The sequence below is a fragment of the Mycobacterium syngnathidarum genome, assembly GCF_001942625.1.
Classification (GTDB): domain Bacteria; phylum Actinomycetota; class Actinomycetes; order Mycobacteriales; family Mycobacteriaceae; genus Mycobacterium; species Mycobacterium syngnathidarum.
The window spans coordinates 22,672-45,557 of record NZ_MLCL01000077.1 but is presented as its reverse complement, the minus strand read 5'-3'; the positions used below and the strand labels follow the sequence as shown (position 1 = coordinate 45,557).

The following is a 22,886-nucleotide window of genomic DNA, read 5'->3' as shown; positions in this document are numbered from 1 at the left end:
GGACGGCACACCATGGATTTCAAGACGACCGAAGAGGCCGCCGACCTGGGTGGCCTGGTGCGCACGATCACCGAATCGGTGTGCACACCAGAGCGTCAGCGTGAGCTCGACGGACTCGAGCAGCGCTTCGATGCCAATCTGTGGGCCAAGCTGATCGAGGCCGACGTGCTCTCGGCCGCGGCTCCCGAGTCCGTGGGCGGCGGTGGTTTGGGGGTGCTCGAGCAGACCGCCGTGCTGACCGCGCTGGGTCGCCAGCTGGCCGCCGTCCCGTACCTGGAGTCGGTGGTGCTGGGCGCGGGCGCGCTGGCCGCGTTCGGGTCCGAACAGCTGCGCACCGAGTGGGCGCGCCCGGCGGTCGCCGGCGACAAGATCCTCGCGGTCGGCCTCGACGGCGAGATGGGTCAGGGTCCGGTGCAGGCGCAGTCGGACGGTTCCGGCTACAAACTCACCGGCACCCGCACCCAGGTGAACTACGGTCCGATCGCCGACGCCTTCCTCGTTCCGGCCGAAACTGAGTCCGGGGTCAGCGTTTTCCTGGTCTCCGGCGACGACCCCGGCGTGACGGTCAGCCTGCTGAGCACGACCGGCAAGGGCAGCGTCGCCCACCTGGAGCTGCAAGGCACGGCGGTGGACGCCTCCCGCCTCGTCGGTGGGGCCGAGGTCGCGGCCTGGCTGACCACGCACGCCGCGCTGGGCCACAGCGCCTTCCAACTCGGCGTGCTGGAGCGGGCCCTGGAGTTGACATCCGAGTACGCCCGGGAGCGTGAGCAGTTCGACCGCCCGATCGGAAGCTTCCAGGCCGTATCCTCGCGGCTGGCCGACGGTTACATCGACGTCAAGGGTCTGCGCCTGACGCTGACCCAGGCCGCCTGGCGGTTGTCCGAGGATCTGCCCGCCGACATCGATGTCGCCAGTGCGGCGTTCTGGGCTGCCGAGGCCGGCCACCGCGTCGCGCACACGGCAGTACACGTGCACGGTGGCGTCGGCATCGACATGGACCATCCGGTGCACCGGTACTTCCTGGCCGCCAAGCAGACCGAGTTCGGGGTCGGCGGGGCCACCGGGCAGCTGCTGCGCATCGGACGTGAGCTCGCGGACACCCCGGTCTAGGGATGGGGGGTCCAACCGCAGGGCCGACGGTCACCGAGCTGCTCCTCCCCCTTGCCGGGGTCACCGACCGTGGCCTCTACCAAGAGGATTCGTTCGTCAGCTGGGCCGACCACATCGCCGCCGGTGCACAACTGGCCGCGGCGTTGCGGGCACGGTTGGACTCCCGCACGCGAGGAGGACAAAGGGCTGGAGCCAAACCCCCGCATGTCGGGGCGCTCCTCGGCAACACCACGTTTTTCTCCAGCCTGCTGGTGGCGGCGGGCCTGACCGGACTGGTGCCCGTCGGTCTCAACCAGACCCGCCGCGGTGAGGCACTGGCCCGTGACATCGCCAAGGCGGACTGTCAGCTGGTCCTGGCCGACGATCCCGACACGGTCCCGCCCGGGGTGGATTTCATCGACGTCGAATCTGACGACTGGGCAGCCGAACTCGCGTCGTACCGGGACACCCCGGTGACGTTCGCCGAGCTGGCGGCCGACGATCTGTTCATGCTCATCTTCACCTCCGGCACCAGTGGGGATCCCAAGGCCGTGCGGGTCACCCATGACAAGGTAGCTTTTCCGGGCCGGATGCTGGCCGAGCGGTTCGGACTGGGTGCGGCCGACACCGTGTACCTGTCGATGCCGCTGTTCCACTCCAACGCGATCATGGCCGGCTGGGCCGTCGCGGCCGCCGCCGGTGCGTCAATTGCGCTGCGGCGCAAGTTCTCCGCATCCGGTTTCATACCTGACGTCCGCCGCTACGGCGCCACCTACGCCAACTACGTCGGCAAGCCGTTGTCCTACATCCTGGCCACCCAACCGGCGCCCGACGATGCCGACAACCCGTTGCGGATCCTCTACGGCAACGAGGGGGCACCACGGGACCTGAACCGGTTCGCCGAGCGGTTCGGGGTGACGGTGGTCGACGGGTTCGGTTCCACCGAGGGCGGGGTGGCGATCGCCCGCACTCCCGACACCCCCGAAGGCGCCCTCGGCCCGCTCACCGACCAGGTGGCGATCGTCGACGTGGACACCGGTGAACCGTGTCCCCCCGGGACCGTCGGCGAGTTGGTGAACCCGACGGGTGCCGGGTGGTTCCGCGGCTACTACAACGATCCCGGCGCCGAGGCCGATCGTATGGCCGGCGGCGTCTACCACACCGGCGACCTGGCCTACCTCGACGAGGACGGCTTCGCGCACTTCGCCGGGCGCCTCGGCGACTGGATGCGGGTCGACGGCGAGAATCTGGGAACCGCGCCGATCGAACGAATCCTGTCGCGCCATCCCGATGTCGCTGAGGCCGCGGTCTATCCCATCCCCGATCCCGCGGTGGGCGATCAGGTGATGGCCGCATTGGTGTTGACGCCGGACGCGACGTTCGACATCGACAAGTTCCGGCGGTTTCTGCACGAGCAGCGCGATCTCGGCCCCAAGCAGTGGCCGTCGTACGTGCGGGTCGGCACCACGCTGCCGCGTACCGAGACGTTCAAGGTGATCAAGCGGCAGCTCTCGGCCGAGGGCACCGCGTGCGCCGACCCGGTGTGGCCGATCTCGCGCTGACCCGGACCCACCCCGCCACCGTGCCGCGCTGACCACGACGCCGCGGAATGCTGCTCAATAGTGACCGCAACTCGCGGCACAAGTGCCGGCATCGCACCACCCGCTCCAATTATTTCGATACCATTGGCATCGAAACTTGGGAGGCGCAGCATGCACATCGCAGTGACCGGCGGCACCGGCTATCTCGGGGCCCATACCGTGCGAGGCCTGCTCGCCGCGGGCCATCGCATCCGACTGCTCGTCGCACCCGGCTGCGGCGACGACGAGGTGATCGGCCGCCTCGCCGAGCTCGGCGAGATGTCTGTTCTGGCCGGCGATATCCGCGACGGTGACACCATCGGAGACCTGATCTCGGGCTGCGATGCGCTGATCCACGCCGCGGGCATCGTCGGCACCGACCGCCGGCGCGAACAGCTGATGTGGGAGATCAACGCGCACGCAACCGAAGCCGTGCTGAACCGTGCCGCCGAGGCCGGGCTCGACCCCATCGTCTCGGTCAGCAGCTACAGCTCACTGTTTCCACCGCCGACCGGGGTGATCTCCGCCGACACCCCACCGGCGCCGGGACGCAGCCCCTACGCCCAGACCAAGGCATACGCCGACCGAGTGGCCCGACGGTTGCAGGATGCCGGAGCCCCGGTCGTGGTCACCTACCCGTCGAGCGTGGTGGGACCGGCCTACTTCACCGCCGCCGGGGTCACCGAGCGCGGCTGGGCGCCGATCGTGAAGGCCGGGCTGGCACCCCGGATGACCGGCGGCATGCAGATGATCGACGTGCGCGACGTCGCACTGGTGCACGAGCGACTCATGGCCCCGGGGCGAGGACCCAAGCGCTATGTCTGCGGCGGCGCGATGGTCTCGTTCAACGAGATGATCGATGTGCTCGAACAGGGGGCGGCGCGCAGGGTCCGGCGAATCCCGTTGCCGGGGAGCATCTTCCGCGGCATCGGCCGTTGCTCGGATCTGCTGGGCGCGGTGCTGCCGCTCGGTGACGGGATCAGCCACGAGGCAGCGCTGTTGCTGACCGCGGCCACCCCCACCGACGACGCGAGCACGCTCGCCGATCTGGACATCGAGGCGTGGCGGTCGCCGCAGGAAGCCATGTTGGCCTCATTCGGCCGGTGACACACCCAGTGCCCGGCCCAGTAGCCGCACCAGTCGCTGCTGCAGCTCGGGAGAATCGTCGTCAACCGCGACCGTGGTAGCGAACAGGGCCGCACCCGCGGCCATGGACAGCACAGCCTTCGCATCCGATTCTGTGCCATACCCCCTCGCGGCGAACATCTCGATCGCCGGGCCGCTGAACCCGTCCCACAGCGCCTTGCGCAAGGAGGGGTTCTCCCGCAGCGCCAGCAACAGCCCGGGCACCGCCTCGCTCACATCGGGCCGGACGAACAGCTGATGGCTGCCGCGGACCACCCAGTCGACCCAGCCGGCCAGGTCGGTGCCGGAAAACGGTGACATGTCGGGCGATTCGCCGAGTATCGCGTGTAGCACCAGTTCGGCTTTCGACGCCCACCGCCGGTTCAGGCTGGACCGGCCCACCCCACACCGCGCCGCAACCAGCCGAACACTCAGGTCGTCCCAGCCCACCTCGACCAGCAGCTCCCGCGTGGCCGCGAGCACCCGCTCGTCGATCGACGTGTCGCGTGGTCGCCCGGCCATTCCCCGATTCAACCGCATCGCGGCGCGAGTAGCGTCGCAGACGTGGGCTACCGCGAATTCGATCCGCCACCGCGTCTGGGCGAGCTCGTGGAGTGTCGTTGGGTCCGCACCGGGCCGGCCGAACCGGGCCGGGTCCTTCCCGATGGATGCATGGACCTGATCGAAATGGACGACAGGATCGTCGTCGCCGGCCCCGACACCACTGCGTTCATCACCGTGGGCAGCCCGGACCCGGTGCAGGGGCTGCGATTTCGACCCGGTGTCCTGCCGCGCCTGCTCGGCGTCCCGGCATCCGAAGTCCGCAACACCCGCGTCGACCTGCGCGAGCTGCGCGAGCTGCGCAGGATCAGCCGGGCCGGCTCACTCGGAGAACTCGCGGTCTCCCTGGCCTCGCAGCCACCTCGCGACCAGACCGCTCCCTGGCCTCTACACGCGCTTCATGACGTCACGCGTCTAATGGGGGCCGGCGCATCGGTGTCCAGCACCGCACGCCGCCTCGGCTGGTCGAACCGGACGATGCAGCGGCAGTGCGCGACGGTGTACGGCTACGGGCCCGCCACGCTGCGGCGCATTCTGCGGTTTCGCCGCGCCGTCGACCTGCTCGGCGGGGGCATGAGTTCGAGCGCGGCCGCGGCGCAGGCCGGCTACGCCGATCAATCGCACCTGCACCGCGAGTTCCGCGCCCTGGCCGGGGTGCCATTGCGCGGGCTCGGTCAATCCGGCAAGGCCGCGAACAGGTCCACCGAGGTCCCGTCGGGGTCCTCGACCGTGGCATAGCGCTGCCCCCAGGGTGCATCGAACGGTTTGAGCGTTCCCGGATGACCGGCTGCGGTGAGCCGCTCATAGAGTTCGTCGACAGCAGCGGGGGCGTCGAGTCCGAACGCCAGCGCCACGCGCCCGGGCCCGGCCGGGGGCGTCCAGCCGGGATGCATCGAGGCGATCACCTCTTCGGTGTCGAACGCCAGCCGATTTCCGCCCGGCAATGCAACCTCCGCGTGCGGTCCGTCCGGTTGGGGCACATCCAGGCCGAGGTGCCGGTAGAAATCCAGGGATCGGGACAGATCTTTTGCGACGATCTCGAAGACCGCCGCGTTCAGGTTCAGGGCCATATTCGCAGGTTAGGGGGCTGCGCTCAGTCCAGTCGTGAACAAATCGGACAACCTGGGCCTTTGTCGGACCGTGGGTACCGAGTAGGTTGGCGTTGACTGTTAGTTACTTGCCAGTAGGGAGAGTTCCGATGCCTGCTCCGTCCGCTGCGGATTTCGCTCGCCTGCGCGCACTCGTCGCAATCGATGACGCTGAAGTCAGTGCGCGCCCGACGAAAACCATCGACGAGGTCTTCACCGGCAAGGAGCTGACCACCATACCGGTCGGCACCGCCGACGATGTGAGCGCCGCCTTCGCCAAAGCCCGGGCCGCGCAGACCCAGTGGGCCAAGCGTCCGGTCTCCGAGCGCGCCGCGGTCATCGCCCGCTTCGGCCAACTGGTGGCCAAGAATCGCGACTTCCTGATGGACGTGGCTCAGGCCGAAACCGGGAAGGCCCGCTCGGCCGCGCAGGAAGAGATCGTCGACATGATCTTGAACTCGCGCTACTACGCACGGCAGGCCACCAAACTGCTCTCCCCCAAGCGGGTCCAGGGCCTGCTGCCCGGCCTGGTCAAGACCGTGGTCAACCACCACCCCAAGGGCGTCATCGGCGTCATCTCGCCGTGGAATTACCCGATGGCCCTGTCCATCTCGGATTCCATCCCGGCCCTGCTGGCCGGCAATGCCGTGGTGGTCAAGCCGGACAGCCAGACCCCCTACTGCACGCTGGCCAACGCCGAGCTGCTCTACCAGGCCGGGTTGCCGCGCGACCTGTTCGCGGTGGTGCCCGGGCCGGGTTCGGTGGTAGGTACCGCGATCGTCGAGAACTGTGACTACCTGATGTTCACCGGCTCCACCGCGACCGGGCGGACGCTGGCCGAGCAGTGCGGCCGCCGGCTGATCGGTTTCTCCGCCGAACTCGGCGGCAAGAACCCGATGATCGTCACCAAGGACGCCAACCTGGACGTGGTCGCCAAGGCCGCCACCCGCGCGTGCTTCTCCAACGCCGGCCAACTGTGCATCTCGATCGAGCGGATCTACGTCGAACGGGAAGTCGCCGACGAGTTCACCGCCAAGTTCGGCGAGCAGGTGCGCAACATGAAGTTGTCGGGCGCCTACGACTTCACCGCCGACATGGGCAGCCTGATCTCCGAGGACCAGGTCAAGACCGTCTCCGGCCACGTGGACGACGCAAAGGTCAAGGGTGCCAAGGTAATTGCCGGTGGCAACGCCCGCCCCGACATAGGGCCGCTCTTCTTCGAGCCGACCGTGCTGACCGGTGTCACCGACGAGATGGAATGTGCCCGCAACGAGACCTTCGGCCCGCTGGTGTCGATCTATCCGGTCGGTTCCGTGGCCGAAGCCATCGAGAAGGCCAACGACACCGAGTACGGCCTGAACGCCAGCGTGTGGGCCGGATCGAAGGCCCAGGGCGAGGCGATTGCCGCGCAGATCAATTCGGGCACGGTCAATGTCGACGAGGGCTACGCGCTGGCGTTCGGCAGCACCGCGGCGCCGATGGGCGGCATGAAGGCCTCCGGCGTCGGACGCCGACACGGGGCCGACGGTATCCTCAAGTACACCGAGTCGCAGACGGTCTCTACTGCCCGGGTGATCAATCTCGATCCGCCGCTGGGCATTTCGCAAACTTTCTGGCAGAAGGCGCTGACGCCGATGATCCAGGCGGTACAGAAGCTGCCCGGGCGTTAGAGTCCTCCCGCTACCGGGGGCGCCGTGCGACGACCGCGAAGTTCAGCGGGATCCGCGGCGCGCCGGGCGGTAGCTGCCAGCCTTGTTCGCAGGGCAACAGGGCCGGGAATGCCTGCCAGTCCATGTAGGGCAGTTCGGCCAATGCCTCGATGACGAGCCCGGCGCGCAGCAAGGACATCACGACTTCGGACAGGTCGTGGCGCCACTCGTGGTTGCGCGCATTGGTGATCTGACCGGCCGAATTCTCGGTGTAAGTCCCTGCGTCGTCGTAGGTTCGGACGCCCCCGCCACTGAGATAGTCGTCGGTGACGTCCCACGGCTCGCAGTCCATGGCACTCAGGAGCGGATGGTCGTCGCGGATCATGAACACTCCACCCGGCTCGAGCAGGTCATGGATCGACCGAGCCCAATTCGCGAGTTCCGGCAGCCACACGATGGTTCCGGTACTGGTCACCACGATTTCGAAGCGTCGCCGGATCAGCGTCGAGGCGAACCGCGCGTCGCCCTCGACCCAGGTGATGTCACGGCGGCCGTCGGCCTCGGCGATCCGGGCCGCGTGCCGCAGCGAGTTGGGCGAGAGGTCTACTCCGTGCACATCACGGGCTCCGAGCCGCGCCCAGGAGATGGTGTCGGTGCCGATGTGGCACTGCAGATGCAGCAGCGAACGGTCGCTCACCCCGCTCTCCGGCAGGTGCGGCGCGAGCACCTCAAGGTCATTGCGCACCACCCAGGAGATATCGGTGGGGTCGGCGAGAAACCCTGGAACGTCATACATCTCGGATTGGGCATGCACATCGGCCCGGTCGTCCCAGTTGTCCCGGTTCGCTGCCAGCGCCTGTGCTTCGTTCACCGGTCCAACCATACCGAGCCTCGACGTCGTCGAGCCTGCGCGAAGACTCAGCTTCCGGCGATGCCGTCCAGGCGCTTGGTCGCCGCCTCGAAACCGCTCACCAATTCGGCCATGATGTCGGCCACGGGGCGAATCTTGTTCATCCGGCCCACGATCTGTCCGACCGGCATGGATACGGTGTCGGGGTTGTCGGATTCGTTCATCCGCTGGTGGGCCTCGCTGACAAGGATGTTCTGCAGCGGCATGGGCAGCGGCTCCGGTGCGTCCGGGGCATCCCAGGCGTCGGTCCACTTGGTCTTGAGCAACCGGGCCGGCTTACCGGTGTAGATCTTGCGGCGCACGGTGTCAGCCGTGGTCGCCTTGAGCAGCGCCTCCTGGATCGTGGAGGTGCCGCCAGGCAGCCGGTGGCCCAGGTCGTACTCGGCCGCGGTCAGGAAGGCCGAGCCCATCCACACGCCCGAGGCTCCCAGCGCCAGCGCGGCCGCGACCTGCTTGCCGGTGCCGATACCGCCGGCAGCCAGCACCGGGGCCTTGCCGTCAAGGGCATCAACGATTTCCGGCCACAGCACCATGGACCCGATCTCGCCGGTGTGCCCACCGGCCTCGTGGCCCTGGGCGACGACGATGTCCACGCCGTTCTCGACGTGGCGCAGCGCATGCTTGGCGCTGCCGGCCAGCGCGGCCACCGGAACGCCTGCGGCGTGCGCCTGTTCGATGACGTCGTTGGGTGGCGAACCAAGGGCGTTGGCGATCAGCTTGATCGGGTGCTTGAGGGCGACGTCGACGTGGCTGCGGGCCACCGAGTGCAGCCAGCCCAGCACACCCTCGTTGCGCTCCTCGTCCTCCGGCAGCGGCGGAACTCCGAGATCGGCAAGGGTTTTCGCGACGAAGTCGCGGTGGCTCTGCGGGATGAGTTTGTTGATGTCGACGGCCGTGCCCTCGGTCGGGATCTTGGCCGGCATCACCACGTCGACGCCGTACGGCTTACCGTCGGTGTTGGCGTCCATCCACTGCAGAACCTCTTCGAGGTCGTCGGCGTCGTTGAATCGCACGCAACCCAGCACGCCCAGACCGCCGGCCTTGCTGACCGCGGCGGCCACCTTCTCCGACGGGGTGAACACGAAGATCGGGTATTCGATCCCGAACCTCTCGCAGAGATCGGTCTTCATCATTTCGCTCCAACATGATTCGCGTGCACGTCATCGGCGGCCCGCTCCTCGGTGGTGTCCTTGGCCCACCGGTAGTCGGGCTTGCCCGCCGGCGAGCGCTTGACCTCGTCGACCAACCACAGGCTGCGCGGCACCTTGTAGCCCGCGATCTCGCTGCGCACGAAGGTATCGAGCTCGGCCAGCGTCGGGCGCGCCCCCTCGCGCGGCTGCACGACGGCTGCCACGTGCTGACCGAAGCGCTCGTCAGGAACCCCGACCACGAGCGCGTCGAACACGTCCGGGTGTCCCTTGAGCGCTGCCTCGACCTCTTCGGGGTAGATCTTCTCGCCGCCGCTGTTGATCGACACCGAGCCGCGGCCGAGCATGGTCACGCTGCCGTCGGCCTCGACCTCGGCATAGTCACCCGGGATCGCGTAGCGGACCCCGTTGAAGGTCCGGAAGGTCTCGGCCGTCTTCTTCTCGTCCTTGAAGTAGCCGACCGGGATGTGGCCGCACTTGGCGATGATGCCGCGCACGCCCGAACCCGGGACCACCTCGTTGCCGTCCTCGTCGAGCACCTTGGTGTTCTTGTCGATGGTCACGCGCGGGCCGCCGGTGTGGCTCTGCCCCTTGGCCACCACGGAGGTACCGCCGAAGCCGGTCTCCGACGAGCCGATCGAGTCGGTGATGATCCGGTTGGGCAGCAGCTCAAGGAACTTCTCCTTGAGGCTGGTGGAGAACAGCGCTGCCGTGCTGGCCAGCAGGAACAGCGACGACAGGTCGTATTCGTTGCCGGCGTCCTGGTGCGCAAGCAGCGCATCCAGGAGTGGACGGGCCATCGCGTCACCGGTGAAGAACAGCAGATTCACCTTGTGCTCGTGGATCATCCGCCACGCCGCATCGGCATCGAACTCCGGCATCAGCACCACGGTGTGCCCGGTGAACAACGCCATCCAGGTAGCCGACTGTGTCGCGCCGTGGATCATCGGCGGGATGGGCAGCCGAACCATCGGCGGGTTGGCGACCGCCTGCTTGGACAGGTCGTACTCGTCGGCCACGGGCTCGCCGGTGGCGAAGTCCGTGCCGCCGAACAACACCCGGTAGATGTCCTCGTGACGCCACATGACGCCCTTGGGGAATCCGGTGGTGCCGCCGGTGTAGAGCAGGTAGATGTCGTCGGCGCTGCGCGGGCCGAAGTCACGCTCGGGCGAGCCCTGGGCCAGCGCATCCTCGAAGGCGACGCCACCGTAACGCTGGTAGTCGTCGTCGGTTCCGTCCTCCACGACCAGAACGGTCTTCAGCAACGGCGTCTCCGGAAGCACGTTGGCCACGCGATCGGCATAGCGACGCTCGTGGATCAGCGCGACCATGTCGGAGTTGTCGAAGAGGTACTTCAACTCGCCCTCGACGTAACGGAAGTTGACGTTGACCAGGATTGCGCCGGCCTTCACGATGCCCAGCATCCCGATCACGATCTCGAGGCGATTGCGGCAGTACAGGCCGACTTTGTCGTCCTTCTTGACGCCCTGGGAAATCAGGTAGTGAGCCAGGCGGTTGGCCTTCTCCTCCAGTTGGCCATAGGTCAACTGCTCGTCGCCACAAATCAGCGCGACACGGTCCGGCACAGCGTCGATGGCGTGCTCGGCAAGATCAGCAATATTCAGAGCCACAGAGCCTAAACTAGAACGTGTTACATTTCGAGACAAGTCTGGGTTGAAAATGCATAGGAGCTGACACTCGTGAGCGATACCGAAAAAGGGCCCGATGCCCTCATTGAGCAGCGCGGACACACTCTGATCCTGACGCTGAACCGGCCGGAGGCGCGCAACGCCCTTTCCACCGAGATGCTCTCGATCATGGTGGCCGCCTGGGACCGCGTCGACAACGATCCGGAGATCCGCACCTGCATCCTCACCGGTGCCGGCGGGTACTTCTGCGCGGGCATGGACCTCAAGGGGGCAACCAAGAAGCCGCCGGGCGACTCGTTCAAGGACGGCAGCTACGACCCGTCGCGCATCGATGGTCTACTCAAGGGCCGCCGGCTCACCAAGCCGCTGATCGCCGCGGTCGAGGGCCCGGCCATCGCCGGCGGGACCGAGATCCTGCAGGGCACCGATATCCGCGTCGCGGGCGAGAGCGCCAAGTTCGGTATCTCCGAAGCCAAGTGGAGCCTGTACCCGATGGGCGGCTCGGCCGTGCGCCTCGTGCGCCAGATTCCCTACACCATCGCGTGCGACATGCTGCTGACCGGGCGGCACATCACCGCCGCCCAGGCCCTCGAGTACGGCCTGATCGGTCACGTCGTGCCGGACGGCACCGCACTGGAGAAGGCCCTGGAGATCGCCGAGGTGATCAACAACAACGGCCCGCTGGCCGTGCAGGCCATCCTCAAGACCATCCGCGAGACCGAGGGCATGCACGAGAACGAGGCGTTCAAGCCCGACACCGCCAACGGCATCCCGGTGTTCCTGTCCCAGGACGCCAAGGAGGGCCCGCTGGCTTTCAAGGAGAAGCGTGCGCCCGTCTTCCAGATGAAGTAGTCCGTTCGCGGCAAAACCGAGGCCCTGCTCGATATTTCGAGCAGGGCCTCGGTGCATCTCAGGCTCTCAGCGCCAATGTCCCGGCGGTGGCGGCCCCCAGTGCCCCGGCGGGGGCGGGCCCCATGGCCGCGGTGGGGGCGGTGGCCCCCAGAATCGCGGCGGAGGCGGCGGTCTCCAGAACGGCGGGGGTGGCGGCGGAGGTGGCGGACCCCAGAACGGAGGAGGTGGTGGCGGGGGAGGCGGGAACTGCGGCACCGGAACCACCGGCATCACACTCGCCGGCGACGCGGCCATCCCCGCTGCCGGCGCCGCATTGGCCTGGCCGGCCACTCCGATGGCCCCTGCCACCAGCGCCCCACCCAACACCAGTGCGCTCATCAGTGTTCGCCCAGGTAAATGTCGTGCCATCTCGTGCACTCCTCTAATCGTCGCGTCGCATCCCCCGATGTTGCGAGATTATCTAATTAGATTCGCTATGCGAAACCTGCGAGGCTCATGCACAGGGAAAACTTAACCAGGACACAGGAATACACATCAGCCCTGAACTCAGGGCTAAGCCCCCACCGGAGCCGTGGGGGTGAACACGACCGGCATGGACTCCGGTCCGCTGACGAAGTTCGCGGGCCTCAGCGGCACCTCTGCAGCCTCGGCCAGCCGAAGGTCGGGCAGCCGGACCAGCAGACGCTCGATCATCAGCCGCAGCTCCAGCCGAGCCAGCTGATTGCCGAGGCAGAAGTGCGTGCCGAAACCGAAAGCCAGGTGGCTGTTCGGGTTCCGGTCGATACGGAAACTGTCGGGATCCCCGAAGACCGCTTCGTCGAAGTTGGCCGACTCGAACATCAGCATGATCTTCTCGCCGGCCTTGAGGTCGGTTCCGTGGAACGTCGTGTCGGCAGTCAGCGTGCGGCACATGTTTTTCACCGGCGAGGTCCAGCGCAGCATCTCCTCGATCGCGCCGGGCAGCGCCTCTCCGTTCGCGACGAGCGCTTCCCACTGATCGCGATGGCGCAGCAGTTGTTCGGTGCCGCCCGACAACGTGTGCCGAGTGGTCTCGTCGCCGCCGATCAGGATCAGCAGCGTCTCGAAGACGATCTCGTCGTCGCTCATGCGCTGACCCTCGACCTCGGCGTTGACCAGGATCGAGAACAGGTCGTCGGATGGATTGGCCCGCCGCTTGGTGATCTCTTCCTTGGTGAAAGCGGTATAGGCGGCGAAGGTGTCCATGAGGTTCTGGATCACGGTCTCGTCCACGTGCGACGAAAGCCCGCACACCAGGTCGTCGGACCACTTCAGCAGCATTTCGCGTTCACTGGGCAGCACCCCGAGCATGTCGCCGATCACCGCCATCGGCAGTGGCGCGGCGATGTCGCGGACGAAGTCGCATTCCCCGCGTTCACACACCGCGTCGATCAGGGTGTCGCACAGGGTCACGATCGACGGCACCTTGTCCATGACCCGCTTACGGGTGAAGCCGGAGTTGACCAGCTTGCGCCGCAGCAGGTGGGCCGGATCGTCCATGTCGATCATGTACGGCATGCCGGGCTGGTCCGGACGGATGCCGCCGGCACTGGAGAACAGTTCCGGCGCGCGTTCGGCATCGAGGACGGCCTGATACGTCGTCGCGGCTGCCTGGCCGTTGCGGTCGCGGAACACCGGCTCGTTGGCCCGCATCCAGCGGTAAGCCTCGCGCGCGCCGCCGTCGGAGTAGAACCTCCCGTCGGCCAGGTCGACATCAGGCTTGGTAGAGGGAAGGACCTGGGTCACGAAATCTCCTTGGCGTCAGCGAACGTCATCTGCACATTGCGGGCCGAGCTGGACAGCATCGCCCGCTTGGGCAGGCCCAGCTCCGCGAGTTCTGCGGCGTACGGATGGTCACCGAGCCGGATCCGGGCTCCGCCCGGCCGGTAGCGCACGCCGGAAAGCCGCATCTGGCCTTCGGTTTCGCGCAGCACCCCGTCGAGACAGGAGAAGGTGGACTGCACCTGAGGCTTGGCGGTCAATGCCGACGGCACCGGCAGGCCGGGCTTGAATTCCATCCCGACCGCCAGCCGGCCGTCGATCTTCACCTCGAACCCGTACGGCTTGCCCTCATGAACGGTGAAGTCCGCCAGGACTTTCGGATAACCCCAAATCTGGCGGCCGGCCTGCAGCGTGAACTCCCCGTCGACCGGGAGGTGATGCACGAGGGCACCGGCCGAGCCCATGCCGCGCAGCCCCGAACCTTCGGCTCCCGGCCGGTTCACCATGACGTTGGTGCCGTACTCCAGGTACGGGCCCAGATCGCCGTCGATATAGCGCATCAGCATCAGCACCACGATCGCGCGGTGTGGTCGATGCCGGTATACGCGCATGCCGCTGTAATCGATCATGCGCTGCGCGGCATCGGCGTCCACCGAGAACATCGCCATGTGCTGCTCGGCGGTACGGATCTGCACCGGCATCGTCAGCACGGAGCCGGCGACGGTGTGTTGCGAGGGTCCGGAGGCGGAAGCACTGTGACTCACGCCATAAATCTAGAACCTCGAGTAGACAGGTTGCAAGAAAGTGTCTAGTCGGGTTTCAGACGAGAGCCGCGAGGTCCTTGATCTGCTCGGCGGAGCGGGCACCCACGACCATCATGGTGACGCCAGCGGCCTCCCACGCCTTGATCTGCTCCTTGACGTAGTCGAGGTTCCCCACGATCGCGGAGTCGTCGACCAGTTCGTCGGGGATGATCTTGGCGGCCTCGTCTTTCCGGTCACTGCGGAACAGCTTCGTGACGTCATCGACGACCTCGGCATATCCCATCCGGCGGTACACGTCGGCGTGGAAGTTGGTGTCCTCGGCACCCATTCCGCCCATGTACAGCGCCAGATGGGGCTTCATCAACTCCATGATCGCCGGCCGGTCGTCGGTCACCACCACCTGCGCGGTGGCACAGATCTCGAAGGTCTCGCGGGTACGCCGGGCGCCGGGGCGGGCGAATCCCTCGTCGAGCCACTCGTTGTACATGCCGGCGATGCGCGGCGAGTAGAAGATCGGCAGCCAGCCATCGGCGATCTCGGCCGCCAACGCGACGTTCTTGGGCCCCTCGGCGCCCAGCATCACGGGGATGTCGGCGCGCAGCGGATGCGTGATGGGCTTGAGGTTCTTGCCCAGGCCGGTCGTACCCTCGGCGGTCAACGGCAGCGGGTAGTGCGGGCCGTCACTGTGGACCGGAGCCTCGCGCGCCCATACCTGGCGCAAGATGTCGATGTACTCGCGGGTGCGGGCCAGCGGCTTGGGAAACTTCGCGCCGTACCAGCCCTCGACCACCTGCGGGCCGGACACCCCTAGGCCGAGGATGTGGCGGCCACCGGAGAGGTGGTCCAGCGTCAGCGCGGCCATCGCGCACGCGGTGGGCGTACGGGCCGAGAGTTGGATGACCGACGTGCCCAGGCGCATGCGGGTCGTTTCCCGCCCCCACCAAGCGAGCGGGGTGTAAGCGTCCGAGCCCCAGGCCTCTGCGGTGAAGACGGTGTCGAAGCCCTCCGCCTCGGCCGCGGCCACGAGTTCGGCGTGGTTGGTGGGCGGCTGCGCGCCCCAGTATCCGAGTTGCAGACCGAGCTTCATTTAGATTGCCTTCCCACGTGTCCTTGCCACGATTGTTAGAACCTGTTCTACTCGATGTGTGACAGCCAGCCAAAGCCGCCCGGCCTCGACAGATCACCGTGAGCCGCCACTTTCCGCGCCACTGAAACTGTCGTTTGACTACACCCGTTCAGTCGGTCCGCTGCTCAGCCAGTTCTTCACTGCCCTGCGTGAGCGCCGGATCGTCGGCGTGCGCGGGTCTGACGGACGCGTGCATGTGCCACCCGCTGAGTATGACCCGGTCACCTATGAGGCGTTGACCGAGGTCGTACCCGTCCGCAGCTCCGGGACCGTGATGTCCTGGACCTGGCAACCCGAACCCCTCGAAGGGCAGCCGCTGGACCGGCCGTTCGCCTGGGCGTTGATCAAGCTCGATGGCGCCGACACACCGCTGCTGCATGCCGTGGACGTCGCCGAAGGTGAGCTGACCACCGGGGCCCGCGTGCACGTGCACTGGGTCGACGAGCCGGTGGGTGCGATCACCGACATCGCGTACTTCGTCCCCGGCGAAACCGCCGAGGATGTCCCCGCCGTGGCGGCCGACGACCGTGACCCGGTCACCATGTTGGTGGTCCCGTCGGCCATCGAGATCCAGCACACCGCATCGCGTCCGGAGAGCACCTATCTGCGCGGCCTGCGCGACGGCAAGCTGCTCGGCGCGCGCTCCGGCGACACCGGCAAGGTGTACTTCCCGCCCAAGGAAGCCGATCCGGCCACCGGCCGGGAACTCGACCAGTTCGTCGAGCTGGTGGACAAGGGCACGGTCACCACCTTCGCGATCATCAACATCCCCTTCGCCGGCCAGCGAATCAAGCCGCCATATGTCGCGGCCTACGTGCTGCTCGACGGCGCCGACATCCCGTTCCTGCATCTGGTCACCGACATCGATGCGTCCGAGGTGCGGATGGGGATGCGGGTCGAAGCGGTGTGGAAGCCCCAGGAGGAATGGGATCTCGGCATCGACAACATCTCGCATTTCCGGCCGACGGGTGAGCCCGACGCCGACTACGACAGCTACAAGCACCACCTGTAAAGGGACCACATGTCTTCTCGTGAAGTAGCCGTCGTCGGCTTCGCGCATGCGCCGCATGTGCGCCGTACAGATGGCACCACCAACGGCGTCGAGATGCTGATGCCGTGTTTTGCAAGCCTCTACGAAGAGCTCGGTCTCCAGCAGACCGATATCGGCTTCTGGTGCTCGGGTTCCTCCGATTACCTTGCCGGCCGGGCCTTCTCGTTCATCTCGGCGATCGACTCGATCGGTGCGGTTCCGCCGATCAACGAATCGCACGTCGAGATGGATGCGGCCTGGGCGCTGTACGAGGCCTACATCAAGATCCTGACCGGCGAGGTGGACACCGCGTTGGTCTACGGCTTCGGCAAGTCTTCGGCAGGTGTGCTGCGCCGGGTGCTGGCCCTGCAGACCGACCCCTACACCGTCGCGCCGCTGTGGCCGGATGCGGTGTCGCTGGCCGGACTTCAGGCCCGGTTCGGACTGGATGCCGGTAAATGGACCGCAGAGCAGATGGCTCAGGTGGCCCTGGACTCGTATGCCGCGGGTGGCCGCACCGACCGTGAGGAGGTCACCGGCAGCATCAGCGAATTGCTGGACCGCCCGTACTTCGCCGATCCGCTGCGCCGCCACGACATCGCCCCGATCACCGACGGTGCCTCGGCGATCGTCCTCGCCGCCGGCGACCGGGCCCGCGAACTGCGCGAAAACCCGGCCTGGATCACCGGATTCGAGCACCGCATCGAGACCCCGGTGCTCGGCGCGCGCGACCTGACCGTCTCGACGTCGACCGCCGCATCGGCTCAGGCCGCCACCGGCGGTGACGCGAGCTCGATCGAGGTAGCCGAGATCTACGCCCCGTTCACCCACCAGCAGCTGATCCTCACCGAGGCCATCGGGCTGGGCGAGAACACCGAGATCAACCCCTCCGGCGGCGCGTTGGCCGCCAACCCGATGTTCTCGGCAGGTCTGGAGCGCATCGGTTTCGCCGCGCAGCACATCTTCTCCGGCTCGGCCGGGCGCGTGCTGGCGCACGCCACCAGTGGCGCTGCGCTGCAACAGAATCTGGTCGCGGTCCTGGAGGGCAAGAACTAATGGCTAACAAAGCAGCGGTCCTCGGAACGGGCCAGACCAAGTACGTCGCCAAACGGCACGACGTGTCGATGAACGGGCTGGTGCGCGAGGCGATCGACAAGGCGCTCGCCGATTCCGGTTGCACCATGGCCGACATCGACGCCGTGGTGGTCGGCAAGGCGCCGGACTTCTTCGAGGGCGTCATGATGCCCGAGCTGTTCATGGCCGATGCCACGGGCGCCACCAACAAGCCGCTGATCCGCGTCCACACCGCTGGTTCCGTGGGTGGTTCGACCGCGATCGTCGCCGCGAGCCTGGTCAAGTCCGGCAAGTACCGCCGGGTGCTGACGATGGCATGGGAGAAGCAGTCGGAGTCGAACGCCATGTGGGCGTTGAGTATTCCGGTTCCATTCACCAAGCCGGTCGGCGCGGGCGCGGGCGGCTACTTCGCGCCGCACGTGCGGGCCTACATCCGCCGCTCCGGCGCTCCGAACCACATCGGCGCGATGGTCGCGGTCAAGGACCGGATCAACGGCGCCAAGAACCCCCTGGCCCACCTGCACCAGCCCGACATCACACTGGAAAAGGTGATGGCCTCGCAGATGCTGTGGGACCCGATCCGGTTCGATGAGACCTGCCCGTCCTCCGACGGTGCCGCAGCCATGGTGATCGGCGACGAGGCGGCCTCCGATGCACGGGTTGCCGACGGTCACCCGGTGGCCTGGATCCACGCCACCGCGCTGCGCACCGAACCGTTGGCCTACTCCGGGCGCGACCAGGTGAACCCGCAGGCAGGCCGGGACGCGGCGGCGGCGTTGTGGCGCGATGCCGGGATCACCAGCCCGATCGACGAGATCGATGTGGCCGAGGTGTACGTACCGTTCTCCTGGTTCGAGCCGATGTGGTTGGAGAACCTCGGTTTTGCCGCCGAAGGCGAGGGCTGGAAACTCACCGAAGCCGGCGAGACCGCGATCGCCGGGAAGATCCCGTTCAACGCCTCCGGCGGTGTGCTCAGCTCGAACCCGATCGGCGCGTCCGGCATGATCCGGTTCGCCGAATCGGCGATCCAGGTGATGGGCAAGGCCGGCGATCATCAGGTCGAGGGCGCCCGCAAGGCGCTGGGCCATGCCTACGGCGGTGGCGCGCAGTACTACTCGATGTGGGTCGTCTCGGCTGACAAGCCGGCTGACAAATGACAGCCCGCATGAAGTACACGCTCAGCGTGGCCATGGGGCCACTGGAGCATCTGACCGGATTGGCCCGCACCGCAGAGGAGGTCGGATTCGATTCGATCGCGCTGCCGGACTCGCTGTTCTACATGGAGAAGCAGGCCGCGGACTACCCGTACACCCCGGATGGTTCGCGGATGTGGAACGCCGAGACGCCGTGGGTTGACCCGCTGATCGCGGCGGCCTCGATGGGGGCGGTCACCACGACGCTGCGCTTCTACACCAACGTGATGAAGCTCGGGTCGCGTAACCCGCTGCTTCTGGCCCGCCAGGTCGGTTCGGTGGCCAACCTCACCGACAACCGGTTCGGGTTCGGCATCGGGATCGGCTGGGCACCAGAGGAATTCGAGTGGTGCGGGGTGCCGTTCGCAAAGCGCGGCGCCCGTGTCGACGAGATGATCGAGGTGCTCAGGCTCGTGCTCGGCGGCGGCATGGTCGAATTCCACGGCGAGTTCTACGATTTCGAGCGCTTGCAGATGAGCCCGGCTCCGTCGAAGCCCGTCCCGTTCTACGTCGGCGGGCACACCCCGGTCGCACTCAAGCGGGCGGCTCGGGCCGGTGACGGCTGGACCAGCGCGATGATGACGTGCACACAGCTGGCTGAGACGGTGACGACGATCAACAAGCTGCGGGCCGAATACGGCCGGGCCGATGAACCGTTCGAGTTCCAGGCGGTGTGCATCGACAAGTTCGATCTCGACGGGCACCGTGAGCTGGCACAGGCCGGCATCACGGACAACATCGTCATTCCGTGGATGCTCGAGGGTCTGGGCTTCGACGCCCCGCTGGAGAAGAAGCAGGATTCACTGAAACGGTTCGCCGACACCTATATCCACTCCGGATGGCAGGACTGAGATGACCATCACCGATCCTGAACACTCAGCTCACCTGGCGGGCAAGCGGTCCCGGGACGCGGTGGCTGCCCGGGACAAGCAAGCCTGGCTGGCCAATTTCGCCGACGACGCGATCGTGCAGGATCCCATCGGGCCGTCCTTCTTCGATCCCGAGGGCAAGGGCCACCGGGGCAAAGAAGCCATCGCGGCGTTCTGGGACAAGGCGATCGCCCCGACCGACAACCTCGAGTTCAAGTTCGTCGACACGTTCCAGTGCGGCAGCGAGGAAGCCAACGTCGGCAGCATCGTGACCACGATGGGCGGGCACCGCATCACCACCCCGGGTGTCTTCACCTACCGGGCGAACGACGCGGGACAACTCGTGGCCCTGCGGGCCTACTGGGAAGTGGACCGCGCGAGCGCCGAAAAGCTCGACGGCTAGAGTTCGGCGAGACCCGTGAGGTAACGCTGGGCCAGCTCCCGGTATGCCGCCGGGTTGGTCTGCACCCACACCTGCGCACCGGTGCCTGCGATGGGTCCTCGGATCTTGGCAGGCGCTCCGGTGACCAGTACCTCGTCGGGAATCTTGGTGCCCCCGACCACCAGTGAGTGCGCCGCGATCAGGCTGCGCCGGCCGATCACCGCCCCGTCGAGCACCGTGCAGTGGTTGGCGATCAGCGCGTCCTCGCCCACGTGTGCACCGTGCACCACGCACATGTGGGCAACCGTTGCACCCGGGCCGATGTCGACCGGGATCCCCGGTGGCGCGTGCAGCACCGAACCGTCCTGGACGTTGGCGCCCTCGCGGATGACGATCGGGGCGAAGTCGCCCCGCAACACGGCGTTGAACCACACCGAGGCACCGGCCTCGATCGTGACGTTGCCGATCAACGTTGCCGTCGGGGCGACGAAGGCGCTCGGGTCGATCACGGGCGCCCGGCCCTCGAACGAATACAGCGGCATCGTCCACATATACCGCAGGAAACCGGTCCCGGCGCGGCGACGCGTACCCTGAACAGTAACTATGTCGCTCACGACAACAAACCACCCCAGGTTCTTGATTTCCACCGGCCTTGCTGCAGCCATCGTCAGCACGGTGGTCGCGTGCTCGCCTACCGGCGATTCGCCGAGTACGCCGTGGGTTGCCACGCCGTCCACCTCGCCATCGGCCACGGCATCGAAAACGCCGAAATCGCAGGCCTCCGACTACAGCTACCTGTTGCTACAGGCGGAGGACGTCAGCATTCCGCCGGAGGTGTTCACCGCCCGCACCAGCAAGGTCAATCCGGACGGGCAGGAAGGTGCCAGCGCGCTGTTCGTCAACGCCGACGACACCCGGGCCATCGCCGACACGATCTTGATCTACCCCGATGTGGCGACCGCATCGGCAACGTTGAAGCAAGCCTCCGCGGCAGTCAGCACCATGGTGACCGGGGGCCAGCCGCAACCGGTTCCGGTGGGGACCAACGGCACCGTGATATCGGGCATGGCGCCCGACGGCAGGAAGGCCGTGACGCTGCTGATGTACACCCAGGGGCGCGCAGTGGTGCGCCTGGAGTTCGACAGCAATCCGGACGACCCGGTCTCGCCGCAGACGGTGGCCGCCGTTGGTCGGATGCAACAGATCGCCTTGAAAATTGGCCTTCCGGAGCGGGAGTAAGTCCCGTTCACGGCGGGTATGCCGCAGGTCACGCCTGAATTATTGCCATCCGGGCTCAAAAAACTGTAACGTGTTCTAGTTAAGAGCACCGATACGGGAGGCCCACCGTGACTACCGAACATGCCGGCATCAGAGAGATCGACACCGGCGCCCTGCCAGACCGCTACGCGCGCGGTTGGCACTGCCTGGGACCGGTCAAGAATTTCGTTGACGGTCAGCCGCATTCCGTGGAGGCGTTCGGCACCAAACTGGTGGTTTTCGCCGACTCCAAGGGCGAGGTGAAGATTCTCGACGGCTACTGCCGGCACATGGGCGGTGACCTGTCGCAGGGAACCATCAAGGGTGACGAGGTGGCCTGCCCGTTCCACGACTGGCGCTGGGGCGGCGACGGCAAGTGCAAGCTCGTCCCCTACGCCAAGCGCACCCCGCGCCTGGCCCGCACCCGGGCGTGGCACACCGACGTGCGCGGCGGCCTGTTGTTCGTGTGGCACGACCACGAAGGCAACGACCCGCAGCCCGAGGTACGCGTCCCCGAGATCCCCGAAGCCGCGAGCGACGAGTGGACCGAGTGGCAGTGGAACTCGATGCTGATCGAGGGCAGCAACTGCCGCGAGATCATCGACAACGTCACCGACATGGCGCACTTCTTCTACATCCACTTCGGTCTGCCGACGTACTTCAAGAACGTCTTCGAGGGCCACATCGCCTCGCAGTACCTGCACAACGTCGGCCGCCAGGACATCGGCGGCATGGGGACCCAGTACGGCGAGTCGCACCTGGATTCCGAAGCCTCCTACTTCGGGCCGTCGTTCATGATCAACTGGCTGCACAACAACTACGCCGGCTACAAGGCCGAGTCGATCCTGATCAACTGCCACTACCCGGTGACCCAGGACTCGTTCATGCTGCAGTGGGGCGTCATCGTCGAAAAGCCCAAGGGTATGGACGAGAAGACCACCCAGAAGCTGGCCAACGCGATGACCGACGGCGTCAGCCAGGGCTTCCTGCAGGACGTGGAGATCTGGAAGCACAAGACCCGCATCGACAACCCGCTGTTGGTCGAGGAGGACGGCGCTGTCTACCAGATGCGCCGCTGGTACCAACAGTTCTACGTCGATGTCGCCGACATCACACCCGACATGACCGACCGCTTCGAGATGGAGATCGACACCACCGCGGCCAACGAGAAGTGGCACGTGGAGGTCGAGGAGAACCTGAAGTCCAAAGCAGCCGAAGAGTCGGCCGAGAAAGAAACAGCGCAGTCCAGCTGATGACGAAACGCAACGAGCGGAGCCAGGCGCCGGAGGTCGAGGACCTGGCCCGCTCGATGCTGTTGCTGCACGGCGGCCACGATGACGACGATCATCACGGTGGCGGCAACGCGGGCTCCTCCGGCGGATCATGGGCCAAGGCGCCGAGTTTCGCATCCGACCCGCAACGGGCCGCTGCGGTGCGTGAGTCCAGCGCCCGCGACCGCGAGCGCTACCTGACCTCGGGCCTGGTGTCGGTGGACTGCCGGTTCTGCCATGTGGCGGTGCAGGTGAAAAAGCTCAGCGCGGAACACACTTCGGTGCAATGGAGTTCCGAGGCGGTGCGACGCTGTGCGACCTTCGAGGAAATCCGTTCCTCCGGCGGTGACCCGGCCCGGGCCCGGTCATGCCCTCGGCTGAGCGACAGCATCAAACACGCTGTCGCCGAAGGATGCCTGGAAGAGGTTTCCTCGGCCCCCTCCCCCGGCGACGGCTGATCCTCATTGCCGAGCGGTCCCCCGCAAGCGGGAGGCCGACAAAACTGCCCAATTTCGCGTGAAATTGGGCA

At 66.7% G+C, this 22,886-nt stretch carries 24 protein-coding genes; 14 read left to right on the top strand and 10 right to left on the bottom strand.

Annotation, left to right across the window (positions count from 1 at the left end):
- Positions 1 to 12: 12 nt before the first annotated feature.
- The 3 genes from BKG60_RS21245 to BKG60_RS21235 all read left to right on the top strand — a co-directional run bounded on the left by BKG60_RS21245 (position 13) and on the right by BKG60_RS21235 (position 3,776).
- Positions 13 to 1,110: an acyl-CoA dehydrogenase family protein gene (locus BKG60_RS21245; protein ID WP_070185295.1), complete on the top strand. Its 1,098-nt coding sequence runs from the start codon at positions 13 to 15 to the stop codon at positions 1,108 to 1,110.
- A 2-nt stretch (positions 1,111 to 1,112) separates the two neighbouring features.
- Positions 1,113 to 2,651: a long-chain-fatty-acid--CoA ligase FadD17 gene (gene fadD17, locus BKG60_RS21240; protein WP_070946206.1), complete on the top strand. Its 1,539-nt coding sequence runs from the start codon at positions 1,113 to 1,115 to the stop codon at positions 2,649 to 2,651.
- Between the two features lie 150 nt (positions 2,652 to 2,801).
- Positions 2,802 to 3,776: an NAD-dependent epimerase/dehydratase family protein gene (locus BKG60_RS21235; protein WP_070946205.1), complete on the top strand. Its 975-nt coding sequence runs from the start codon at positions 2,802 to 2,804 to the stop codon at positions 3,774 to 3,776.
- On the opposite strand, the gene BKG60_RS21230 is transcribed toward BKG60_RS21235, so the two are convergent.
- Positions 3,762 to 4,316 (bottom strand): helix-turn-helix domain-containing protein, encoded by a 555-nt coding sequence (locus BKG60_RS21230; RefSeq protein WP_070946204.1) that lies wholly within the window; start codon positions 4,314 to 4,316, stop codon positions 3,762 to 3,764. The genes BKG60_RS21235 and BKG60_RS21230 overlap by 15 nt on opposite strands.
- A 42-nt stretch (positions 4,317 to 4,358) precedes the next feature.
- Between BKG60_RS21230 and BKG60_RS21225 the strand changes: the two genes are divergently transcribed.
- Positions 4,359 to 5,093 carry a helix-turn-helix domain-containing protein gene (locus BKG60_RS21225; RefSeq protein ID WP_083339365.1) on the top strand — a complete coding sequence of 245 codons (735 nt, stop codon included), beginning with the start codon at positions 4,359 to 4,361 and terminating at the stop codon, positions 5,091 to 5,093.
- Here BKG60_RS21225 and BKG60_RS21220 read toward each other — a convergent pair.
- On the bottom strand, positions 5,030 to 5,425 hold the full coding sequence (locus BKG60_RS21220) for a VOC family protein (protein WP_070184942.1): 396 nt from the start codon (positions 5,423 to 5,425) through the stop codon (positions 5,030 to 5,032). The two genes, BKG60_RS21225 and BKG60_RS21220, sit on opposite strands and share 64 nt — an antisense overlap.
- A gap of 128 nt (positions 5,426 to 5,553) precedes the next feature.
- Between BKG60_RS21220 and BKG60_RS21215 the strand changes: the two genes are divergently transcribed.
- Positions 5,554 to 7,113 (top strand): succinic semialdehyde dehydrogenase, encoded by a 1,560-nt coding sequence (locus BKG60_RS21215; RefSeq protein WP_070946203.1) that lies wholly within the window; start codon positions 5,554 to 5,556, stop codon positions 7,111 to 7,113.
- 10 nt (positions 7,114 to 7,123) lie between these two features.
- On the opposite strand, the gene BKG60_RS21210 is transcribed toward BKG60_RS21215, so the two are convergent.
- The 3 genes from BKG60_RS21210 to BKG60_RS21200 are packed head-to-tail and all read right to left on the bottom strand — an operon-like array spanning position 7,124 to position 10,817.
- On the bottom strand, positions 7,124 to 7,963 hold the full coding sequence (locus tag BKG60_RS21210) for a class I SAM-dependent methyltransferase (RefSeq protein ID WP_070946234.1): 840 nt from the start codon (positions 7,961 to 7,963) through the stop codon (positions 7,124 to 7,126).
- Positions 7,964 to 8,010: 47 nt separating this feature from the next.
- Complete coding sequence (locus BKG60_RS21205; protein WP_070946202.1) at positions 8,011 to 9,132, bottom strand: NAD(P)H-dependent flavin oxidoreductase; 1,122 nt, start codon at positions 9,130 to 9,132, stop codon at positions 8,011 to 8,013.
- On the bottom strand, positions 9,132 to 10,817 hold the full coding sequence (locus BKG60_RS21200; RefSeq protein WP_207549603.1) for an acyl-CoA synthetase: 1,686 nt from the start codon (positions 10,815 to 10,817) through the stop codon (positions 9,132 to 9,134). The genes BKG60_RS21205 and BKG60_RS21200 overlap by 1 nt, the downstream gene beginning before the upstream one ends.
- A gap of 33 nt (positions 10,818 to 10,850) precedes the next feature.
- Between BKG60_RS21200 and BKG60_RS21195 the strand changes: the two genes are divergently transcribed.
- Positions 10,851 to 11,651 (top strand): crotonase/enoyl-CoA hydratase family protein, encoded by an 801-nt coding sequence (locus BKG60_RS21195; protein WP_070184937.1) that lies wholly within the window; start codon positions 10,851 to 10,853, stop codon positions 11,649 to 11,651.
- Between the two features lie 66 nt (positions 11,652 to 11,717).
- On the opposite strand, the gene BKG60_RS21190 is transcribed toward BKG60_RS21195, so the two are convergent.
- The 4 genes from BKG60_RS21190 to BKG60_RS21175 form a co-directional block, all read right to left on the bottom strand.
- Positions 11,718 to 12,029 carry a hypothetical protein gene (locus BKG60_RS21190; RefSeq protein ID WP_239252265.1) on the bottom strand — a complete coding sequence of 104 codons (312 nt, stop codon included), beginning with the start codon at positions 12,027 to 12,029 and terminating at the stop codon, positions 11,718 to 11,720.
- A gap of 174 nt (positions 12,030 to 12,203) precedes the next feature.
- A complete protein-coding gene (locus BKG60_RS21185) occupies positions 12,204 to 13,415 on the bottom strand; it encodes a cytochrome P450 (RefSeq protein WP_070946200.1) in 1,212 nt (403 codons plus the stop codon).
- Positions 13,412 to 14,092 (bottom strand): acetoacetate decarboxylase family protein, encoded by a 681-nt coding sequence (locus tag BKG60_RS21180; protein WP_070946233.1) that lies wholly within the window; start codon positions 14,090 to 14,092, stop codon positions 13,412 to 13,414. Before BKG60_RS21180 ends, BKG60_RS21185 begins: the two co-directional genes overlap by 4 nt.
- 118 nt (positions 14,093 to 14,210) lie before the next feature.
- Positions 14,211 to 15,242, bottom strand: a complete 1,032-nt coding sequence (locus BKG60_RS21175) for an LLM class F420-dependent oxidoreductase (RefSeq protein ID WP_070946199.1) — start codon at positions 15,240 to 15,242, stop codon at positions 14,211 to 14,213.
- A 58-nt stretch (positions 15,243 to 15,300) separates the two neighbouring features.
- Here BKG60_RS21175 and BKG60_RS21170 point away from each other — a divergent pair, with 58 nt between their 5' ends.
- Genes BKG60_RS21170 through BKG60_RS21150 form a run of 5 tightly spaced genes read left to right on the top strand, consistent with a single transcriptional unit; the run spans position 15,301 to position 19,850 of the window.
- Positions 15,301 to 16,293: a Zn-ribbon domain-containing OB-fold protein gene (locus BKG60_RS21170; protein WP_070946198.1), complete on the top strand. Its 993-nt coding sequence runs from the start codon at positions 15,301 to 15,303 to the stop codon at positions 16,291 to 16,293.
- 9 nt (positions 16,294 to 16,302) lie between these two features.
- On the top strand, positions 16,303 to 17,367 hold the full coding sequence (locus BKG60_RS21165) for a thiolase domain-containing protein (protein ID WP_070946197.1): 1,065 nt from the start codon (positions 16,303 to 16,305) through the stop codon (positions 17,365 to 17,367).
- The gene (locus BKG60_RS21160; protein WP_070946196.1) at positions 17,367 to 18,542 is read left to right on the top strand and encodes a thiolase domain-containing protein; all 1,176 of its coding nucleotides are present in this window, start codon (positions 17,367 to 17,369) and stop codon (positions 18,540 to 18,542) included. Before BKG60_RS21165 ends, BKG60_RS21160 begins: the two co-directional genes overlap by 1 nt.
- 8 nt (positions 18,543 to 18,550) lie before the next feature.
- A complete protein-coding gene (locus BKG60_RS21155) occupies positions 18,551 to 19,429 on the top strand; it encodes a TIGR03619 family F420-dependent LLM class oxidoreductase (RefSeq protein WP_070946195.1) in 879 nt (292 codons plus the stop codon).
- Position 19,430: 1 nt separating this feature from the next.
- A complete protein-coding gene (locus tag BKG60_RS21150; protein ID WP_070946194.1) occupies positions 19,431 to 19,850 on the top strand; it encodes a nuclear transport factor 2 family protein in 420 nt (139 codons plus the stop codon).
- On the opposite strand, the gene BKG60_RS21145 is transcribed toward BKG60_RS21150, so the two are convergent.
- On the bottom strand, positions 19,847 to 20,371 hold the full coding sequence (locus BKG60_RS21145) for a gamma carbonic anhydrase family protein (protein WP_070186755.1): 525 nt from the start codon (positions 20,369 to 20,371) through the stop codon (positions 19,847 to 19,849). The genes BKG60_RS21150 and BKG60_RS21145 overlap by 4 nt on opposite strands.
- Before the next feature lie 61 nt (positions 20,372 to 20,432).
- Here BKG60_RS21145 and BKG60_RS21140 point away from each other — a divergent pair, with 61 nt between their 5' ends.
- The 3 genes from BKG60_RS21140 (at position 20,433) to BKG60_RS21130 (ending at position 22,815) form a co-directional block, all read left to right on the top strand.
- Positions 20,433 to 21,068 carry a hypothetical protein gene (locus BKG60_RS21140; protein WP_070186742.1) on the top strand — a complete coding sequence of 212 codons (636 nt, stop codon included), beginning with the start codon at positions 20,433 to 20,435 and terminating at the stop codon, positions 21,066 to 21,068.
- A 107-nt stretch (positions 21,069 to 21,175) separates the two neighbouring features.
- Positions 21,176 to 22,339, top strand: coding sequence for a 3-ketosteroid-9-alpha-monooxygenase, oxygenase component (locus BKG60_RS21135; RefSeq protein ID WP_070946193.1), 1,164 nt, complete (start codon positions 21,176 to 21,178; stop codon positions 22,337 to 22,339).
- Positions 22,339 to 22,815 carry a hypothetical protein gene (locus BKG60_RS21130; RefSeq protein ID WP_070946192.1) on the top strand — a complete coding sequence of 159 codons (477 nt, stop codon included), beginning with the start codon at positions 22,339 to 22,341 and terminating at the stop codon, positions 22,813 to 22,815. Before BKG60_RS21135 ends, BKG60_RS21130 begins: the two co-directional genes overlap by 1 nt.
- The last annotated feature ends 71 nt before the right edge of the window (positions 22,816 to 22,886 follow it).

Excerpts from the sequence above, each read along its gene's own strand:
- BKG60_RS21190 (WP_239252265.1), bottom strand. The coding sequence starts at position 12,029 with ATGAGCGCACTGGTGTTGGGTGGGGCGCTGGTGGCAGGGGCCATCGGA.
- BKG60_RS21155 (WP_070946195.1), top strand. The coding sequence starts at position 18,551 with ATGAAGTACACGCTCAGCGTGGCCATGGGGCCACTGGAGCATCTGACC.
- fadD17 (WP_070946206.1), top strand. The coding sequence starts at position 1,113 with ATGGGGGGTCCAACCGCAGGGCCGACGGTCACCGAGCTGCTCCTCCCC.
- BKG60_RS21165 (WP_070946197.1), top strand. The coding sequence starts at position 16,303 with ATGTCTTCTCGTGAAGTAGCCGTCGTCGGCTTCGCGCATGCGCCGCAT.
- BKG60_RS21235 (WP_070946205.1), top strand. The coding sequence starts at position 2,802 with ATGCACATCGCAGTGACCGGCGGCACCGGCTATCTCGGGGCCCATACC.
- BKG60_RS21160 (WP_070946196.1), top strand. The coding sequence starts at position 17,367 with ATGGCTAACAAAGCAGCGGTCCTCGGAACGGGCCAGACCAAGTACGTC.
- BKG60_RS21215 (WP_070946203.1), top strand. The coding sequence starts at position 5,554 with ATGCCTGCTCCGTCCGCTGCGGATTTCGCTCGCCTGCGCGCACTCGTC.
- BKG60_RS21245 (WP_070185295.1), top strand. The coding sequence starts at position 13 with ATGGATTTCAAGACGACCGAAGAGGCCGCCGACCTGGGTGGCCTGGTG.
- BKG60_RS21180 (WP_070946233.1), bottom strand. The coding sequence starts at position 14,092 with ATGCCGGTGCAGATCCGTACCGCCGAGCAGCACATGGCGATGTTCTCG.
- BKG60_RS21205 (WP_070946202.1), bottom strand. The coding sequence starts at position 9,132 with ATGAAGACCGATCTCTGCGAGAGGTTCGGGATCGAATACCCGATCTTC.
- BKG60_RS21220 (WP_070184942.1), bottom strand. The coding sequence starts at position 5,425 with ATGGCCCTGAACCTGAACGCGGCGGTCTTCGAGATCGTCGCAAAAGAT.
- BKG60_RS21145 (WP_070186755.1), bottom strand. The coding sequence starts at position 20,371 with ATGCCGCTGTATTCGTTCGAGGGCCGGGCGCCCGTGATCGACCCGAGC.
- BKG60_RS21150 (WP_070946194.1), top strand. The coding sequence starts at position 19,431 with ATGACCATCACCGATCCTGAACACTCAGCTCACCTGGCGGGCAAGCGG.
- BKG60_RS21140 (WP_070186742.1), top strand. The coding sequence starts at position 20,433 with ATGTCGCTCACGACAACAAACCACCCCAGGTTCTTGATTTCCACCGGC.
- BKG60_RS21230 (WP_070946204.1), bottom strand. The coding sequence starts at position 4,316 with ATGGCCGGGCGACCACGCGACACGTCGATCGACGAGCGGGTGCTCGCG.
- BKG60_RS21130 (WP_070946192.1), top strand. The coding sequence starts at position 22,339 with ATGACGAAACGCAACGAGCGGAGCCAGGCGCCGGAGGTCGAGGACCTG.
- BKG60_RS21175 (WP_070946199.1), bottom strand. The coding sequence starts at position 15,242 with ATGAAGCTCGGTCTGCAACTCGGATACTGGGGCGCGCAGCCGCCCACC.